This window comes from Vibrio sp. SCSIO 43136 (assembly GCF_023716565.1).
Lineage (GTDB): Bacteria > Pseudomonadota > Gammaproteobacteria > Enterobacterales > Vibrionaceae > Vibrio.
The window spans coordinates 3089716-3106515 of the sequence record NZ_CP071848.1 but is presented as its reverse complement, the minus strand read 5'-3'; the positions used below and the strand labels follow the sequence as shown (position 1 = coordinate 3106515).

Here is a 16800-nt window from a genome sequence, read left to right as displayed (position 1 = left end):
CGAGTCCTTGTTTCATAGTGCGTTACTCCTAAATCCGATGATAAGCCCGGTAGATGCCAACTCCTGAATGGCGGCTAACTGCTGTTGTTCTAAATTTTGTAATTGGGTGCCTTGTTGACAGGCGTCAAATAGAGATAGCTGCATTTCATCGAGTTCAACCACCACAGGGTGACCCGTTAGGTCACAACCAATCACTCCTTTTTGTGGCTGCTCAATGCGCAAGCCTTCAAAGTCGTCATTTTCTATGGCGTGCCAAAGTGATAACACGGCAAAATCGAAACGTGCTGGGCTTAACCATGGCATTGGCACCAAATGGGTAAGCATTTGCTGCTCAGGTGTCAGTTGGCCAAGGCGTTCAAGCGGTTGATAGTGTGGCAAGCTTTGAATTCCTAGATGTTGCACACCTTGGTCGATGAACCACTCTAATTGCGCTATCTCTTGAAGATATGGAACTTGAGCAACGACTTGGTCAAACTTGGCAATCGTTTGGTCAAAGCCCTCACCATAACGGCTGACATCGGCTTGGGTGAGTGGATTGTCTAGTACGTGCTGGCGAGCGAGTTGGCCAAAACACTCTTGTCCCACCAAGGCATGCACTTTGGGATACCCAGCTTGCAAAACCTCGCTCAAACCTATGATGAAGTTGTTGCGATAGATCTGCATTCTCTCTTCATCGGAAAAGGTGCCACCATTGATGGCGCAGGCACTGGCGTCGCCTTGATAATGGAGGGCACTAGCAAAGTTTTTTTGCAGTTCAGATAGCGTTGGAGAGTTCATGATCTGCTCCTTTTAGCTGCTGTACTAAGTAGTCGTTGGCTTTGTTGGCTTCAGCAATTAAAACGTCAACATCAGGAATGTCGAGGTCCCACTCAATCAATGTATGCACATCTGAGCGAATCGTAAGCCAGTGCTGAAATAGTGCCCAAACATCAGAATGTACTGGTTTACTGTGTGTATCAATCCAGATTTCCCCTTGTTCGAGCGCCTTGACACAAAAGCCTGCAAGATGAATTTCATTGACCTTAGCGGCGTTAATGGCGTTAAGGTAATCCAACGCACTGAAACCATGATTAAACGCTGAGACATAAATATTGTTTAGATCCAGCAGCAGCTCGCAGTCCGTGCGGCGTTGTACTTCGTTCAGAAACTCCCATTCAGGTATCGTCGAATGTTGATAGGACAGATAGCTGGATGGGTTCTCAATGAGTAGTGGACGACCAATAGCATCTTGTACTTGCAATGTGTTGCGGCAAAATACTTCTAGTGCCTCTTCGGTGTAGGGCAGTGGCAGTAGGTCATTGAAATGGTGGCCACCATTTTCGCTCCAGCTAAGATGATCCGAGACCAGAATTGGGTCTATATCCTTGATCAATGTCACCAGTTGTTTGAGATGACTTTGACTGACTGGGGCGACAGAACCAAGAGATAAACCAATGCCATGGCAACTGATGGGTGCATGTTCGGCGATGCGATTAAGCTGCTGACGAATTGGGCTGTTAGGTTGAAAGTAGTTTTCACTATGAATTTCAAGCCAGCCAACCTTGTTAGGTTGCTGCTCGAAAAAATCTAAGTGAGGCGTACGTAAACCAACCCCAATCAATGAATGCATAGTTTGCTCCTGAATCGCTGTATGAGCTTTAGAGAAAGAAAAGGTAAGGCATGTGCCTTACCTTTAAAAAGATTAGTCGATGCGCAACATTAAGAAGATGTTTTGCTGCCGCCCGCTAGGCGGTCACAAAGACCAGCTGGCACCACAACGAATGCGTCTTTTTGGAAGTCTTCTTTAGAGGTGCCTGCACAAGAGCTGGTTTTAGTCGCACAATCGTTTTTGCCAGCCTTTGCAATTCCGTAGCACTTCTCTTTGTCTGCTGCGATTGCAGAGGTTGTAGTAAGTGTCGTACCACCAAGAGCGAGTAGACCAGTTACCGCAGCAGTTACAGCAAGATTAGACTTTTTCATAATAATTTCCTCAACTTGATCCTTAGTTTTTGTAATGAATGCAACCGCTTGGCTTGTGGTGCCACTGTGTGGGCTGCTCACATAATAAGAAAAGGCCAAGTAACAAAATCTTTCACAAAAAAAATGATCTTTATTAAATTAATGCTCAATTTATAAGCTAAGCATCTGAAATATGGTGAATTAAAAATTAGTCAATTTCTTGCCAAATCGAGCCGAAAATCGATCTAGAACTGAGGTATAATCATTTTTATTGTATAGATAACCAGTAGAAAACTATGGATGCCTCCCTGTTACTCGATGGCCTAAATGATAAGCAGCGTGAAGCTGTGGCCGCTCCACTTGAAAATATGCTTGTCTTGGCGGGTGCCGGTAGTGGTAAAACCCGTGTCTTGGTGCATCGTATTGCTTGGCTAATGTCGGTTGAGCAGGCATCTCCGTTTTCTATCATGTCGGTAACCTTTACCAACAAAGCGGCCGCAGAAATGCGTGGTCGTATTGAAGAGCTGATGATGGGCAGCGCATCTGGGATGTGGAATGGTACTTTCCACGGGATCTGTCACCGAATCTTACGCGCTCACTACCTCGATGCAAAATTGCCTGAAGACTTTCAGATCTTGGATTCAGACGATCAGCAAAGATTGCTTAAACGTTTGATCAAGGCGCTGAATCTGGATGAAAAACAGTGGCCAGCTCGCCAAGTAGCTTGGTGGATCAACGGCAAAAAGGATGAAGGTCTACGTCCCGCTCATATTGATGCCTACCACGATCCGATCACCAAGACTTATCTGCAAATCTATACCGCATATCAAGAGGCGTGTGACCGAGCGGGTTTGGTCGATTTTGCAGAAATTTTATTGCGAGCACACGAGCTGCTGAGAGACAAACAGCACATCCGGGAACATTACCAAGCACGCTTTAAACACATCTTGGTCGACGAATTCCAAGACACCAACAACATTCAGTATGCTTGGCTGCGCATGATGGCTGGGCCAGAGTGTCGAGTAATGATCGTAGGCGATGACGACCAGTCGATCTACGGATGGCGCGGAGCAAAAGTGGAAAACATTCAGCGCTTCTTGAATGAGTTCGTTGGTGCTTACACCATCCGCCTTGAGCAAAACTACCGTTCGACTAAGACCATTCTTACCGCAGCCAACGAGCTTATTGCCAATAATACAGAGCGCATGGGTAAAGAGCTGTGGACCGAAGGTAATGAAGGTGAACCTATCTCGGTTTACTCCGCTTACAACGAGCTGGATGAAGCACGCTTTGCAGTCAACAAAATCAAAGAGTGGCAAGAGAAAGGCGGTTCGCTGGTGGACAGTGCGATGTTGTACCGCAACAACGCCCAATCTCGTGTGTTGGAAGAGGCGCTCATTCAGGCCGGATTACCTTACCGTATTTACGGCGGCATGCGCTTCTTCGAGCGCCAAGAGATTCGTGACGCCTTGGGTTATCTGCGCTTGATGGCTAACCGCAACGACGATGCTGCGTTTGAGCGTATCGTGAATACGCCAACCCGTGGCATGGGTGACAAAACGTTAGAGACGATTCGCTTTGCCGCCAGAGACCGTGGTGCAACCATGTGGCAAGCGGCTCAAGCGCTGCTGGAAGAAAAGGTGCTGACTGGCCGCGCTGCTGGGGCGCTAGGGCGTTTTATCGAATTGATTAATGCCTTGGAAGACGACACGGCAGAGATGCCACTTTACCAGCAGGCCGATCATGTGATTAAAGCATCGGGCTTGTTCGCTATGTATGAACAAGAAAAAGGCGAAAAATCCAAAGCACGTATCGAAAACTTGGAAGAGCTTGTTACTGCGACTCGCCAGTTTGAAAAGCCTGAAGAAGCTGACGAAATGAGTGAGCTATCAGCGTTTCTTTCTCACGCAGCTCTTGAAGCGGGTGAAGGTCAGGCCGATGAGTTTGAAGATGCCGTGCAGCTTATGACCTTGCACAGTGCTAAGGGATTGGAGTTCCCATTAGTGTTTATGGTTGGTGTCGAAGAGGGCATGTTCCCAAGCCAAATGTCAGCAGAAGAGGCAGGGCGCTTGGAAGAAGAGCGCCGCTTGGCATACGTTGGCATGACCCGAGCGATGGAAAAACTCTACATCACCTACGCTGAAATGCGCCGTCTTTACGGTCAAGACAAGTATCACAAGCCTTCACGCTTCATTAAGGAGTTACCGGAAGGGTGTCTGGATGAAGTGCGAATGAAAGCACAGGTGAGTCGCCCAACCAGTTCTGGTCGTTTTAGCCAAACGGTGGTGAAAGAGAACTTCAATGAAACCGGGTTTAGTTTAGGCTCGCGAGTGATGCACCCGAAATTTGGTGAGGGTACCATCATCAACTTTGAAGGCAGTGGTCCACAAAGTCGAGTGCAAGTGGCGTTTAACGGTGAGGGCATTAAATGGCTTGTCACTCAATACGCCAAGCTTGAGAAGCTGTAATAAAAAAGCCAGTCACTGACTGGCTTTTTGTCGTTATAAGTTGCTCGGGGTGCTGCTCGAGGTCAGCCACTTGGCTAATACACTATTGAGGTAGGCCAACTTGACGGGTTTCGAGAGAAAATCATCCATCCCTGCGTCTAAACACTTTTTACTTTCGCCAACCAAGGCATTGGCGGTCAAAGCGATAATAGGCAGTCTTTGACCAAGTGGCTCATGTCTGCGTATCTCGTTCGCCAATTGATATCCATCCATGATCGGCATATGGCAATCTGTCAGCAGAGCATCGTATTGCTGTGTATCTGGCATCAACCAGGACTGTTGCAGCAAACTCATTGCTTCTTGGCCATTTTCAACCAAGGTGTGCTCAAGCTTGAAGTGTTTGAGCTGATTAACAATAAGTCTCTGGTTCATTTCATTATCTTCTGCGACCAACAAGTGGTAGCTAGAGAGATCTGTCGTGGTGTCTGGTTGGTAGCTAGGAGTCGCCTCGCTAGGTTGCTCGGTTGCCTCGATGTGTTGCTTAAGTGCCTTGTGTAATAACGATGGTTTGAGTGGTGCACTTGTCACAAAGGTTTGGGTATCTGTCCATAAGGAGCGATTTGGGTGCAGTACCAAGATCCTGGCCTCAAGGCTATTCAACCAATCTTCGATCTGCTTTTCGTTTTGGGTCGCAAGTAAAGAGAAATTGGCAAAGTCGATGATAAACAGACCGTCACTAGAGCTGGCTTGGCTCATGCGCTCGATGGCATCGTTTTGATCGATATAAGCAAAGTCGAGGTTGAACTGTTTAAGGTAGCTGCGCACGGTCTGGTTAAGGTGGCTATCGCTTTCCAACAGATAGATAGGGCTTTGACTGTCATTGCTCAGTAGATGGCCTTGGCTATGCTTTGGCAATTCCATGGTTAAGGTAAACCGACTACCAGCCCCTTGCTCACTCTCAAGGCTGAGTTTGATGCCCATGAGTTCACAGAGGCGGTAACAGATGGCAAGGCCTAAACCGGTTCCTCCGTATTGGCGTGTGGTTGAAGACTCGGCTTGAGTGAACTGTTGGAACAAACTATCTTGCACCGCTTTTGCGATGCCAATGCCCGTATCGGTCACACTGATGGAGATCATTTGCGTGTGCAGGTTATCGCACAACACTTGTGCCTCAAGAGCTATATAACCTTGGCGGGTAAACTTAACCGCATTGCTGACTAAGTTTTCGAGTACTTGCCTTAAACGTATATCGTCAACCGACAGTCGAGCAGAGAGCGCAGGGGCGATGAATACCCTCATCTCTAATTCTCGGTCGCGTAAGTTGGCGTTGTGCAAGTGCGCAACGGTTTCAATAGTTGAGCGAATATCGGTGGGCACAGGCTCGATATCGAGTTTACCCGCTTCGATTTTGGAAAAATCTAAGATGTCGTTGATGATCGACAGCAGGGCTTGGCTCGATTCGTTGACGGTATTGATATAGTCACGTTGCTCCAAATTCATGTCAGTAAGGCTGAGCATTTCGAGTGTGCCTAAAACCCCATTCAGTGGTGTGCGGATCTCGTGACTCATTGCAGCAAGAAACTCCGACTTAGCCTTGGTGCTGGCTTCCGCATCATCTTTGGCTTCTGCAAGCTCGTGCTCATAGGCCTTTTGCTGGCTGATGTCGGTAGAAAGACGAATCAAACCATAAATTTCTTGAGCGTCATTTTTGAGTGGGACCAACTGAGTCAGATACTGATGCTCGATACCCGAGACCTGTTGCAGTGTTTCTTCAAAGGCGTTGAAGTTGGTCTCGTTGCTGAGGTCATAATCGCTATCCAACTGCCGCCAGTCTTTGATCGACTGACAGTAATTATTGGAAAGCAAAATAGTGCCGCTGGCGTCTCTTACCATCACCAACGCATTGACCGAATCGAGTATGGTATTGAGCAGTTGTTGCTGCTGATGCTTTTCTATTTCCGCTTCTTTGACTCGTTGGACATGACAAGAGAGTATCTCGAGCGCTGCCGCCATATCACCGATTTCATCATTTCGGTTTTGATTGAGTGGCTCGACTTTTTTGCCATTGGCAATGTCTCGCATGGCCTGAGCCATTTCACGAATAGGGTGAGCGATATTGCGGCCAATAAAGCCATAAACCACGAACAGTGATGCTAAAAATGCAATGATACTGCTGGCGATAACCGCAATGGCGACGGTATGGGTTAACTGGTCAATTTCTTCCGAGGCATGACGAATATGCTGCTCTCGCTGACTCACCAGCAACGAGGTATTTGATAGCAGTTGCATCGCCGTTTGCTGGTGGCTACTGAGTTTACCCGTGATCACACCAGTAAAACGTAGCTTTCGACGTTTGAGATGAATAAGGGACTCTTCTCCGACCATGAAGGGCATGAGTTCCTGATACACGTTGAGTAGCGACTGACCGATGAAATGGCCTCTTAGCATTGTGAACTGGTGGTCTAATTCGGTTTTGATTTGCACTAATGACAATTGCAGTTTGGCTAGTTGACGATTGTCTTCCGCTGAGATCACTCGCAGCATTACCTGATAAAGTGCATTGAGATTGTAAGCGGTGGTATTGAGCAAGCTCATGGTCGACATATCTTCGAACATGATGGCATTGAACTCAGGGGAGACCGCTTCATAACGGGAAAGTGACAAGGAAGGCTGACGGATGTCTGCAGACTCAAAGTAAGCTTGAATGGTCTTGGTGGCTTTGTTGAGTTCAGGTTCGAGCTTATCGAGACTGCTGAGCAGCTTGTGCTCTTTATTGACGATCATTTGGCGACTGGTCATCAGGTGATCTATCTCGGTCAGATCTTCGAGGTAGTCGTTAAGCAGTGAGTCTAACTTTTGAGTCGTTAAGCCAGACTCTTGCAAACTTTCCGGGGTGATCAGTGATAGAGCGGTGTGCGCTTGGTGCCAGCTACTTTTGTATTGAGCAAGCAGGGTATCAGTGCCTTGCTGGTCAATAAATATAGAGGCTTCAGCGATATCTTCGATGGCAGAGTTGGCGCGGATAGCGTTCTCTAGATCGGTCATCTTAAAGGTCGTAATTCGGGTAAGCTTATGACCTAAGGTATGTAGCGCTTCTAAGTTAAGCACTGAGGCGAGTGTAGAGCCAATCGTGATGGCCAAAAAGCCTGCCAGCAGTTTACGTTGAACGGTCATTTTCATTGGGCAAATCCTTCTAGAGGTGCCACTTTGAATGGGCTTCGCCCGTGACGGTTGTGAAGCTCTTTTATTTTTTTGTTAGCACTGGATAGAGCAAACTCTGGGGCTAACCGTTGAGAGGCTACCGAGTAGCTGGTTTCTTGTATTACGTCATAAATATGCTGCATGGCAATGCTGGTGTAATGGCCTTTGTCTTGCCAGTTATCGCGCCAGGCTGTGAGCGCTATGTGTCCTTGGTTCAGAGCTCCGCCATTGAGGTGCTGTTCTGGCCGGGCAAAGAATTCGTGGGTTGCAACATCGATACGGCAAGGGGAGCCCGCAGTGAGTGTATTGGCAAATTGCGCCTCAAAGGAGGTCATATATTTGCTCAGCCAATAAGCCCCTTCTACGTTGCGAGCATCAATTGGAATCGCAATCCCCCAACCGCCAAAGTAGGGCTGGCCAAGCGGTACTTGCGCTGCGGCTATTTTGGCTCCTGGTACCAAGGTTTCGACTTGCGCATTCAGCGCCCATACATTGTTATAAGAAAATGGGTACATCGCTGTTTTACCGTGACGGAACTGTTGAGAACCTTCTCGCCAACTAGAGCTCAACGCTTGAGGAGGAGCAAACTTGAGTAGCTGTTTGTAAATTTCTGCGGTCTGCAAGAATTCAGGATTTGCATCGTCGATGTAGAAGCCATGTATTGAGTTGAGGTTATTGTGGTAAGCCGGTTTGAACCACTGGCCTTTTAACCCCCAGATTAAGGTAGAGAACTCGTCACCGACATGGGGTGCGTACCCTGCCATCAGTGTTACACCATAAAAATCCTCACTGAGTGTTTCTCCCGCCAATGCACTGCCTTTGCTTCGGGTGAAGAATTCGGCAACATCAAGCAGTTGTTGCACATCATTTGGCGGAGCAAGTGGGTAACCGTATTGGGCGAGAAATGTCTGCTGCTCGCTTGGATGCTCAAACAGGTCGTGTCGATAGTGATTGACCATGGTGTAGTTAGAGTAAGGTAGCGCATACAGCTCCTGCTCATAGCTCATCATGGTTAACAGCGAAGAATAGAAGTAGCTGGTATGAGCGCTGAAACTGCTGACACTGTCAAAGCGTTTGGCCAAGGCACTTAATGAGTAGACCAAGCTTTGGTCTGCCCAGCCTTTTAGCCAAGAGCCTTCAATAGATATCATGTCGTACTGACTTTGTAGGTTGACGACGGAAGTGCGTTGCTCTTTGAGCATCTGCTCTAATGTGAGCTCGATCACTTCCACTTCAATCCCTGTTTTCTCTGAGAACTTGGGGATGATATAAGGTGCTAGGAGTCTTTTGCCTAGACCACGCTCTACAACGATACGTATGGGTCTTTTATCAGTAATTTCTGGTATATCTTTTATGTCAAAGTATGATGGCCGCTGGGCGAGCTCTTGTTGGATGATTTGTTCATGATCATCAGGTAACGTTGCAGCCATGACGCTTGATTGTACTATCAAGGTACAAATGCTCGCACTGATGGCCTGACAGATCCTTGTTTGAATAGACATACCTTTATTATCCTGTAATTACGTCTGTTGCTTACCACTCGGGTGAAGTCTTGGAATACATATATATCGTCAATGGATGGCGAGTTGACACCAGCAGTGGCACCGTTGTGCAAGGGCAAGTGCGCCATAAACTCAGTCAACGTGAAATCGCTTTTTTGCTCTATCTTTGTCAGCGGCAAGGGGAGGTCGTGCCTCATCATGAGTACCCTGATGCGTGCTGGCCCAATCAAGAAGTCAGTAATCAAGTCGTTAACAACATGGTGTCGAAACTCAGACGTATCCTTGAGCTAAGCCCAACCTCGGATTTGGAATCTATCCGTAACGTCGGTTATCGATTGTCTCGCCATTGCGTCGTGGCTGATGCTGCGCCGCAACGACCTCACGCAGAACCTGCAACCACAGGTGAAGCGGACTCTGCGTTACCTTTTACTGAACCATCGACTAAGCGACTGTGGTTTCGTGATAGATATCTGCTGCTGATCGTTTTGCTACTGTTACTTGATGCTTGGTATCTTTTCTCATTTCATGACGAAAGTGCTTACTCACTGATTTGTTCATTGGGGGCTATACCATGCTGACCTCAAAAAGAGTCTTTGTTGCACTGCTCACCATCAATGTGCTGGTCTTGCTCGTCACCCTGTTTCGTTTTGCACAAGCGGATTTTGTCGGGGTAGGAGATGTCTACACCCGTAATACGCAAGGTGATGTGGTGCAAATTACTCAGCACACTAGCCTTGATTCACTGTACCTAAATCAGTACGTAAGGTTTCCTGACCATCCCAACCTTGGCTTTGTGTGCACCGCTTGGGTCTTCAAGCTGCCATTCAAAAAGCGCTTGTTGTCGGTTAATGACAGTTGTCGAGCTACGCCTGCTTCAGCAGCGCCAAGTCTTGAGCAAGAGGCATTGCTCGCTATGCAAGGCTATATATTTAATCGAGACCTTTTTTCGCTTTATCACTACAAAAAACTGCCCCACAGCAATCAGCTACTGCTTTTTCGCAGCAGCCCTTCAAATTTGGAGGTTCACTACACCCAGCAGGCCGGTAATCTTATCCAACGTCTACCAGACTGAACTGACCACCTTGTTGACCTTCCTTTTTGAGCTCAGAGACATTAAGGAGCGACTCCTTGCATAGGATGTCGATCCGACCTCGACCCAGCTTCAAGATGTTGCGTAGTTGGAAAAGCTGCAAAATCTCATTGATGCTCTGACGCCGAGTCCCAAGTAATTCACTCAGTTGGCTTTGGGTGATCACTATTCGGTTAGGATGACGAGGGTCTGAGTGCTCTTGAGAGAGCTGGTGCAAGGTGTGGGCAAGCAATGCGGCTTTGTTTTGCATTGCCAGTAAGCTGCTGCGCAGTAGCTGCTGGCTGCAGCTGTTCTGACAAGCAGTAATCCAGTTTTCTAGCTCTGGGTGTTGCGCTTGGATTTTTAGCAGCTTTTGTCCTTCAAAGATTTTGATGTTGGAATCAAATAGGGCGCTTAGCTGTAGCTGCTGGCCTGGCAAATTGGCCAATTGCGTGATTGCCCATTGACCGCTGGTGATGACGCACCCAACCACACTCTCCATCTCACTCGACGGAGAGAATAGATTGATTGCACCTTTCTCCACATAAATGATCAAAAAATGCGGGCTAGGCTGGTTGAGCACCTGATCCGACTTTAGCGTCTGTTCTTTCCCTTGAGCCCAAATAGAGTCACATGCTTGTTTGGACATATAACTTGGCCAGTTCACAGAGTTTGTTGGTTTTATATCTGTTTGCTTATCCATAAGCGTTACTCACTGTGGTTATGTACTTCTTTAGGTTAATTTGTGGCACGAGGTGCGTACCTAACTATTACCTAATGACTGACTAATACTTAATTATTATGTTGTTAGCTCTTTGTTTTTTATCGATTTCATTTGGTGATACTCGAACAGACAGCGAGATGGCTGACGAGGAGGTAAGGCTCTGCTGTAAACTAAACTTTGTGCTATGTCACACCTTAACTAGCACAGGGGATGCGCTGTTTTTAGATATTCCAACCCTTTTCCCCACCGATTTAAGGTTGAGGTGCTTAGTAAGTGAGTGTTGCGATGACTGTGGCTCAGCATTTACTGGCGTTAAGTTGGATATTGGTCATCTGCGAAATGGAGGAATGCCTAGTGCCAGAGTCGTTCCACACCACGTTGTTTAGTCGTGGGGCTAAGCCTTAACTTTATAGGGTCATCTACACATTTTCTGTCCTAGTGCGGACAGATCATGGCTTTTTGATTAAGTTGCTTTTAATTCACTGTTGGTGGTTTGTTGGGAAGGAAGTATTGAATGTGAAAGGAATGGCTAGAAAAAGCCCCAAGCATTTCTGACTTGGGGCGTTTTCATTATTCTGATTTTTCAGCCAGTTTAGCTTCAAGCTCAGCCAGCTTTGACTCAAGGTCGGTCAGCTTCTGGCGAGTGCGTAGTAGCACTTGAGTCTGAACATCAAACTCTTCACGGCTTACCACGTCCAGCTTGTTCAGTTGGCCTTGGATCACTTGGCGGACTTTTTGTTCCACGTCGGTACCTAGCTCTTTTACTGGGGCTGGCATGGCTTCGTGGATCTGCTTAGCCACTTGCTCTAGTTTTTTCGGGTCAAACATAATCACTCCTTTTTAATTATCGGTAGTGTACGGGGTAATCGCTTCTCGGTAAACGGCTTGATGCTCAGATGTGAAATCATCCCATCAAGCCGTAGATTGCGATTACTCCTTGACCTCCCGAAGTGCTGCTTTGGCTTCGTCAGCTCGGGCCAACTTTTCCAAATCTTTGTCTTCGACAAACACTGGCAATGGCTTGTGTTTCTCTGCAAGGAAGCTGTATATCACTGGCAGTACAAACAGAGTAAACAGGGTACCGATGGCAAGACCTGCGACGATTACCAACCCAATACTAAATCGTTGCGCTGCACCTGCACCAGTGGCATACATTAGCGGTATCAGACCTGCGATCATTGCTGCTGTTGTCATCAGGATTGGGCGAAGTCGAATTTTGGCTGCGGCAATGACAGCCTCAATACGGTCTTTTTTATGGTTTAGTTGCTCTTCTTTGGCGACTTCACAAATCAATATACCGTGCTTTGTAATCAGTCCCACCAGTGTGATCAAACCTACTTGTGAATAGATGTTCATCGTTGTGATATCTAAGAATGCCCCCCAAGCTAATGCAATCAAGGCTCCACAAATTGCTAAAGGTACCGAAACCATGATGACCAGTGGGTCACGGATGGATTCGAATTGGATCGCCAAAACCAAGAAGATAATGGCCAATGCTAATCCGAAGGTTGCGTACAGAGCACTACCTTCCGTTACGAATTGACGCGCTTCACCCATGTAATCGTGAGTATAACCATTAGGTAGTTTCGTTTGAGCAATTTCTTCGAACCAGTTAATTGCATCACCCATAGCAACTCCCGGTGATGGTACGGTGCCAACAGTCGCTGAGTTTAGCTGGTTGAAGTGCGGCAGAGAGCGAGGCTCAGCCACTACTTCGATGTCAATTAAGCTGCCTAGTGGAATCATGTTACCGTTACTAGCTCGTACGTAGTATTGGTTCATTGATTCTGGGTTCAAACGATAGCGGCGCTCAACCTGCGGGATCACCTCATAAGAGCGGCCATTAAGGTCGATGCGGTTAACGTATCCGTCCGCCATCATGGTGCTGAGAGTCATACCGATGTCTTGCATGGTCACGCCATACATGCCCGCTTTGTCCTTGTCGATATGGATTTTCATCGTTGCTGAATCGTAGTTAAGATCCAGTGTCGAGTAGACAAACAGTGGGCTTCTAGTCACCTCTACGAGTACGTCAGAGGCGATTTGGAACAAGCTTTCAAACGCATTTGGCGTAGTGATCACGAACTGTAACGGCACTCCCGAGCCCGCACCTGGCAGCTCTGGCATCTGGAAGGCTGCTACCGACATACCCGGTACGCCTTTTACCAACTCACTAATGCGTTTTGATACTTCCGCTTGGCTCGCTTCACGCTGACTCCAAGGCACCATCGAGGCGAGACCAAACGCTTGGTTAGAGTTTGGTACTCCAGTAAATACCTGAGCAAACTTCACCTCTGGCTGATCGCTCAGGATTTGGTTCACTTCGTTCATGGTATTTTGTAGGTAATCGAGGTTTGCATTAGATGGGCCAGTGCCGATAAGCATTACTACGCCCTTATCTTCAGCAGGCGCTAGCTCACTTGGAATAAACTTGAACAGTATTGGCAGACTAGCGAATACAATGATGGAAAACACGACCATCATGCCACGCATCTTCATTACGCCGCCTAGCATACGCTCATAGCCATTGGCCATGCGATCAAGGAAGTTATGGACAGTACTTTCAAACCATCCCGGTTTCGCATTAGCTTTTAGCATCTTGGAACACATCATTGGCGAGAGCGTAAGTGCCACAATACCCGAGACAAATACGGAACCTGCCAGGGTCAAGGCAAACTCTTTAAACAGCGAGCCCGTGATACCGCCCATCAAAGCGATTGGTGCGTATACCGCACCTAGCGTTAGTGTCATGGCAATTACGGGTACCGCAATTTCTCGCGTACCAATAATGGCGGCGCGGAACGGTGATTCGCCGAGTTTTAAGTGACGGTCAACGTTCTCAAGTACTACGATGGCGTCATCCACCACCAGGCCAATCGCTAGTACCATCGCCAGCAAAGTCATGAGGTTCCAAGAAAAGCCCATTGCTTGCATGACCATTGCCACACCAATCAGTGAGAGTGGAATGGTGACAATTGGGATAAGTACCGCACGGAAAGAACCAAGGAATAAAGTGATCACGACCAGTACAATCAGCGCCGCTTCAATAATGGTCTTGATAACTTCGTTGATTGATTCGTTGATTGCTTCCGTTGAGTCATACATCACGCGCATGGTGATGTTGCTCGGTAGGTTTTTTTCAAGCTGTGGCAGCATTGCCCACACGTCTTGAGCAACGTTAATCGGGTTAGCACTTGGCGTACCATTAATCGCAGCAACTACCGCTTCTTCGCCGTTGGCGCTAGCTCGGAATACGTCGTGGCTCTTTTCCAGGGTGACTTTAGCGATGTCGCCTAGACGAATAATCTCACCTACGTCTGACTTCACCACGAGGCGTTTTAGCTCGTCAACATTGCTGATTTGAGTATCTGCACTGCCGTTGTAAAGAACAAATTCACCCGTGGCTTGACCGGTTGCCGACTGGAAGTTGTTGGCACTGAGGATTTGCATCACATCCGTGGCAGTTAGCTTTAGCGCCGCCATTTTTGCTGGGTCTAGCCAAACACGCAGGGCATATTTCATGCCACCATACATGTCGATCTTCGAGACACCATTGACTGCAAATAGCTGTGGGTTCACCACGCGATCAAGGTAGTCGGTGATCTGGCTTGAAGAGAGCTCATCACTGGTAAAGCCGATATACATGACCGCCGTAGTTGAGCCTGTCGACATGGTTACTGTCGGGTCTTCTGACTCACTTGGCAACTGAGAGCGTACCGAGTTAGTCTTGGCCAGAATATCTGCCAAAGCGGCATTCGGGTCAGTATTGAGCTTCATGTTGACGGTAATCGTCGATTTACCCATGACCGATTGAGAGGTCATGTAATCGATGTTATCCGCTTGGGCCACCGCTTGCTCAAGAGGCTGAGTAATAAAGCCCTGAATGAGGTCGGCACTCGCACCGTAGTAGCTGGTGGTGACCGTTACAACCGTGTTGGTCATCTCTGGGTATTGGCGCACCTGCATCTTGAACACCGCTTGCATACCCAGCAGCGCAATCAAAAAGCTGATCGATATCGCCAGTACCGGTCTTTTTATGAATATGTCTGTAAAGCGCATATTTCCTCCCGCTTACAGCATTGGGGTTTCGGCTGGCGTTTGGGTTGCATCGCTCTCGACGATACGAACTTTCGCTTCGTTACTCAGGCGTACCTGACCTGTGGTCACCACCACATCACCTGATTCAACACCTGACAAGATGTGTGCGATATCACCTTTACGCTCGCCCACTTTGACCACGTTCTGTTTGACTCGCTTCACACCATCAACTTCTTCAACGGTGTAGATGCTATCTCCGTACAGAGTAAAGGTAATGGCGGTTTGTGGCAGGGTGATCTGGTTTTCTAGAGTCGGAAGAATGATGCTCGCACGAGCGAACATACCACTACGTAGTTGGCCGTCGTTATTAGGGATATCGGCTTGAACTTGGACCAGGCCGCTTTGAATGTTGACCGCAGGTTCAATGGCACTGATCGCACCAACGAAGGCTTCTTGCGGGTAAGCATCAACCGAGATATTGATTTGCTGACCAAGATGGATGCGTGAGATATCGGTTTGAGGCACAGTGAAACGAAGGCGCATTACACTGGTATCCTCAAGGCGAACGATATCGGTGCCAGGTTGAAGGTATTGACCAAGGTAAACATTACGGATACCTACAACGCCATCAAATGGTGCGATCAGAGTACGACGTTCAATAGAGGCTTTTAAGCTTTCGATGTCCGCAGAAAGTGACAAGAAAGAGGCTTGCGCTTCATCGTATTGTTCTTTAGAAACAGATCCTTTTTCGAATAGACCTGCATAGCGTTTGAACTTCGCTTCTGCAGCAGGAAGGCGAGCTTCCGCGCTGCGCAAATTGGCTTTTTCAACGCGAGAGTCGAGGCTGACAAGTTCCTGACCCTTTTTGACATTGGTGCCGGATTCAAAATCAATTTGAGTAATCACACCGCTGGTTTCAGTGGTAAGTGATACACCTTGGTTCGGCTCGATAAAGCCGATCGCTTCGATGCTAGGTACCCAGTCTTGAGATTCCGCCGTTGTTACGGTGATCGGGAACTCAGGCTCAGGTCGATTGGCAAGGAACTCGGCAATTTTTTGCTCTTTAAACATATTGAAGCCGATGACACTGCCAAACAGTAGTATTGAAACTACTATCATGACGCACCAAATAAAGAACTTCTTCATACTCAATTTAACTCCGATCTAATGTTGTATGATGGCGTCCCAACTGGCGGAAATAGCTTCCTCCAGCGAGTGTTTATCTAACTCAATCACCCCTTGAGCGTGTTTTTTGGCGAGCATGACGCCCGTTTGCAAACTCAGGGTGAAAAGGATTTTGCCGTCTAAAGGTTTGAAGACCCCTTCGGCAATACCTTGTTTGAACATCTTTTCTACGTGTGGGAACAGCTTTCGTTCCGCCTCACGCTCTTCTTCGGTGGTCGGTTGAGGCAAAGATTCGTACTGAACCTGGTTGTTGAGTACTTTGCTATTGCCTTGACCGAGCTCCCATAGATTTAGCCACATGATCCTAAATCGCGCTTCGAGCGGCATGTCGTCGCTCACCCCAGCTTGCATTTCAACCGCTATCAATTTGGTCACGCTCATGCGGATCTCTTTGAGTAGCGCTTCCTTATCGTCGAAATAACGATAAATGGTGCCAGCGGCGACACCAGCGTGCTTAGCAATTTTCTGCATAGAAAGGCCGTGAAAGCCTTCTTTTGCTAGCAAATCTTGGGTGGCTTTTAGGATCTTGTCGCGTTTATCCATATCGGCTTGAATGCTCATGGCGAACTCCAAAATGAATGAACGTTCATTCATTATCTAAGGCAAATGTAATCAATGCAACAAAAAAGTGGTACTTAACTAATACTTGCTTAGCTTAATATTGATCGCTTGATTGGATAATATTAGTGCAAAGCA

The 16800-nt window shown here is 47.5% G+C and carries 13 protein-coding genes; 3 read left to right on the top strand and 10 right to left on the bottom strand.

All coding sequences use genetic code 11. The features are described 5' to 3' along the window. Positions 1–12: 12 nt before the first annotated feature. From J4N39_RS14585 to J4N39_RS14575, 3 genes are all read right to left on the bottom strand, one after another. Positions 13–777, bottom strand: a complete 765-nt coding sequence (locus J4N39_RS14585; protein ID WP_252020732.1) for an HvfC/BufC N-terminal domain-containing protein — start codon at positions 775–777, stop codon at positions 13–15. Further along, a complete protein-coding gene (gene bufB, locus J4N39_RS14580) occupies positions 755–1609 on the bottom strand; it encodes an MNIO family bufferin maturase (protein WP_252020730.1) in 855 nt (284 codons plus the stop codon). Before bufB ends, J4N39_RS14585 begins: the two co-directional genes overlap by 23 nt. 89 nt (positions 1610–1698) lie before the next feature. Continuing rightward, positions 1699–1959, bottom strand: a complete 261-nt coding sequence (locus tag J4N39_RS14575) for a BufA1 family periplasmic bufferin-type metallophore (RefSeq protein WP_252020727.1) — start codon at positions 1957–1959, stop codon at positions 1699–1701. Positions 1960–2234: 275 nt separating this feature from the next. Here J4N39_RS14575 and uvrD point away from each other — a divergent pair, with 275 nt between their 5' ends. Next, positions 2235–4406 (top strand): DNA helicase II, encoded by a 2172-nt coding sequence (uvrD, locus tag J4N39_RS14570; protein ID WP_252020725.1) that lies wholly within the window; start codon positions 2235–2237, stop codon positions 4404–4406. A 33-nt stretch (positions 4407–4439) separates the two neighbouring features. Here the strand turns inward: uvrD and J4N39_RS14565 are convergent, their stop codons facing one another. Continuing rightward, positions 4440–7565, bottom strand: coding sequence for a hybrid sensor histidine kinase/response regulator (locus J4N39_RS14565; protein WP_252020723.1), 3126 nt, complete (start codon positions 7563–7565; stop codon positions 4440–4442). Next, positions 7562–9088, bottom strand: coding sequence for an ABC transporter substrate-binding protein (locus J4N39_RS14560; protein ID WP_252020721.1), 1527 nt, complete (start codon positions 9086–9088; stop codon positions 7562–7564). The genes J4N39_RS14565 and J4N39_RS14560 overlap by 4 nt, the downstream gene beginning before the upstream one ends. 50 nt (positions 9089–9138) lie before the next feature. On the opposite strand from J4N39_RS14560, the gene J4N39_RS14555 reads away from it, so the two are divergent. Together J4N39_RS14555 and J4N39_RS14550 are read left to right on the top strand one after the other, a co-directional pair. Then, positions 9139–9666 (top strand): winged helix-turn-helix domain-containing protein, encoded by a 528-nt coding sequence (locus J4N39_RS14555; RefSeq protein ID WP_252020719.1) that lies wholly within the window; start codon positions 9139–9141, stop codon positions 9664–9666. Beyond that, entirely contained in the window at positions 9660–10160 is a 501-nt protein-coding gene (locus tag J4N39_RS14550) for a hypothetical protein (RefSeq protein WP_252020717.1), read from the top strand. Before J4N39_RS14555 ends, J4N39_RS14550 begins: the two co-directional genes overlap by 7 nt. Here J4N39_RS14550 and J4N39_RS14545 read toward each other — a convergent pair. From J4N39_RS14545 to J4N39_RS14525, 5 genes are all read right to left on the bottom strand, one after another. Beyond that, the gene (locus J4N39_RS14545; RefSeq protein ID WP_252020715.1) at positions 10138–10860 is read right to left on the bottom strand and encodes a Crp/Fnr family transcriptional regulator; all 723 of its coding nucleotides are present in this window, start codon (positions 10858–10860) and stop codon (positions 10138–10140) included. The two genes, J4N39_RS14550 and J4N39_RS14545, sit on opposite strands and share 23 nt — an antisense overlap. Before the next feature lie 591 nt (positions 10861–11451). Further along, positions 11452–11709 (bottom strand): ubiquinone biosynthesis accessory factor UbiK, encoded by a 258-nt coding sequence (ubiK, locus tag J4N39_RS14540; protein WP_252020712.1) that lies wholly within the window; start codon positions 11707–11709, stop codon positions 11452–11454. A gap of 102 nt (positions 11710–11811) precedes the next feature. Further along, positions 11812–14940 carry a multidrug efflux RND transporter permease subunit gene (locus J4N39_RS14535; RefSeq protein ID WP_252020710.1) on the bottom strand — a complete coding sequence of 1043 codons (3129 nt, stop codon included), beginning with the start codon at positions 14938–14940 and terminating at the stop codon, positions 11812–11814. Positions 14941–14952: 12 nt separating this feature from the next. Continuing rightward, a complete protein-coding gene (locus J4N39_RS14530) occupies positions 14953–16038 on the bottom strand; it encodes an efflux RND transporter periplasmic adaptor subunit (protein WP_503063698.1) in 1086 nt (361 codons plus the stop codon). A gap of 45 nt (positions 16039–16083) precedes the next feature. After that, a complete protein-coding gene (locus tag J4N39_RS14525; protein WP_252020706.1) occupies positions 16084–16665 on the bottom strand; it encodes a TetR/AcrR family transcriptional regulator in 582 nt (193 codons plus the stop codon). Positions 16666–16800: the final 135 nt, after the last annotated feature.

Excerpts from the sequence above, each read along its gene's own strand:
- J4N39_RS14585 (WP_252020732.1), bottom strand. The coding sequence starts at position 777 with ATGAACTCTCCAACGCTATCTGAACTGCAAAAAAACTTTGCTAGTGCC.
- bufB (WP_252020730.1), bottom strand. The coding sequence starts at position 1,609 with ATGCATTCATTGATTGGGGTTGGTTTACGTACGCCTCACTTAGATTTT.
- J4N39_RS14575 (WP_252020727.1), bottom strand. The coding sequence starts at position 1,959 with ATGAAAAAGTCTAATCTTGCTGTAACTGCTGCGGTAACTGGTCTACTC.
- uvrD (WP_252020725.1), top strand. The coding sequence starts at position 2,235 with ATGGATGCCTCCCTGTTACTCGATGGCCTAAATGATAAGCAGCGTGAA.
- J4N39_RS14565 (WP_252020723.1), bottom strand. The coding sequence starts at position 7,565 with ATGAAAATGACCGTTCAACGTAAACTGCTGGCAGGCTTTTTGGCCATC.
- J4N39_RS14560 (WP_252020721.1), bottom strand. The coding sequence starts at position 9,088 with ATGTCTATTCAAACAAGGATCTGTCAGGCCATCAGTGCGAGCATTTGT.
- J4N39_RS14550 (WP_252020717.1), top strand. The coding sequence starts at position 9,660 with ATGCTGACCTCAAAAAGAGTCTTTGTTGCACTGCTCACCATCAATGTG.
- J4N39_RS14545 (WP_252020715.1), bottom strand. The coding sequence starts at position 10,860 with ATGGATAAGCAAACAGATATAAAACCAACAAACTCTGTGAACTGGCCA.
- ubiK (WP_252020712.1), bottom strand. The coding sequence starts at position 11,709 with ATGTTTGACCCGAAAAAACTAGAGCAAGTGGCTAAGCAGATCCACGAA.
- J4N39_RS14535 (WP_252020710.1), bottom strand. The coding sequence starts at position 14,940 with ATGCGCTTTACAGACATATTCATAAAAAGACCGGTACTGGCGATATCG.
- J4N39_RS14530 (WP_503063698.1), bottom strand. The coding sequence starts at position 16,038 with ATGATAGTAGTTTCAATACTACTGTTTGGCAGTGTCATCGGCTTCAAT.
- J4N39_RS14525 (WP_252020706.1), bottom strand. The coding sequence starts at position 16,665 with ATGAGCATTCAAGCCGATATGGATAAACGCGACAAGATCCTAAAAGCC.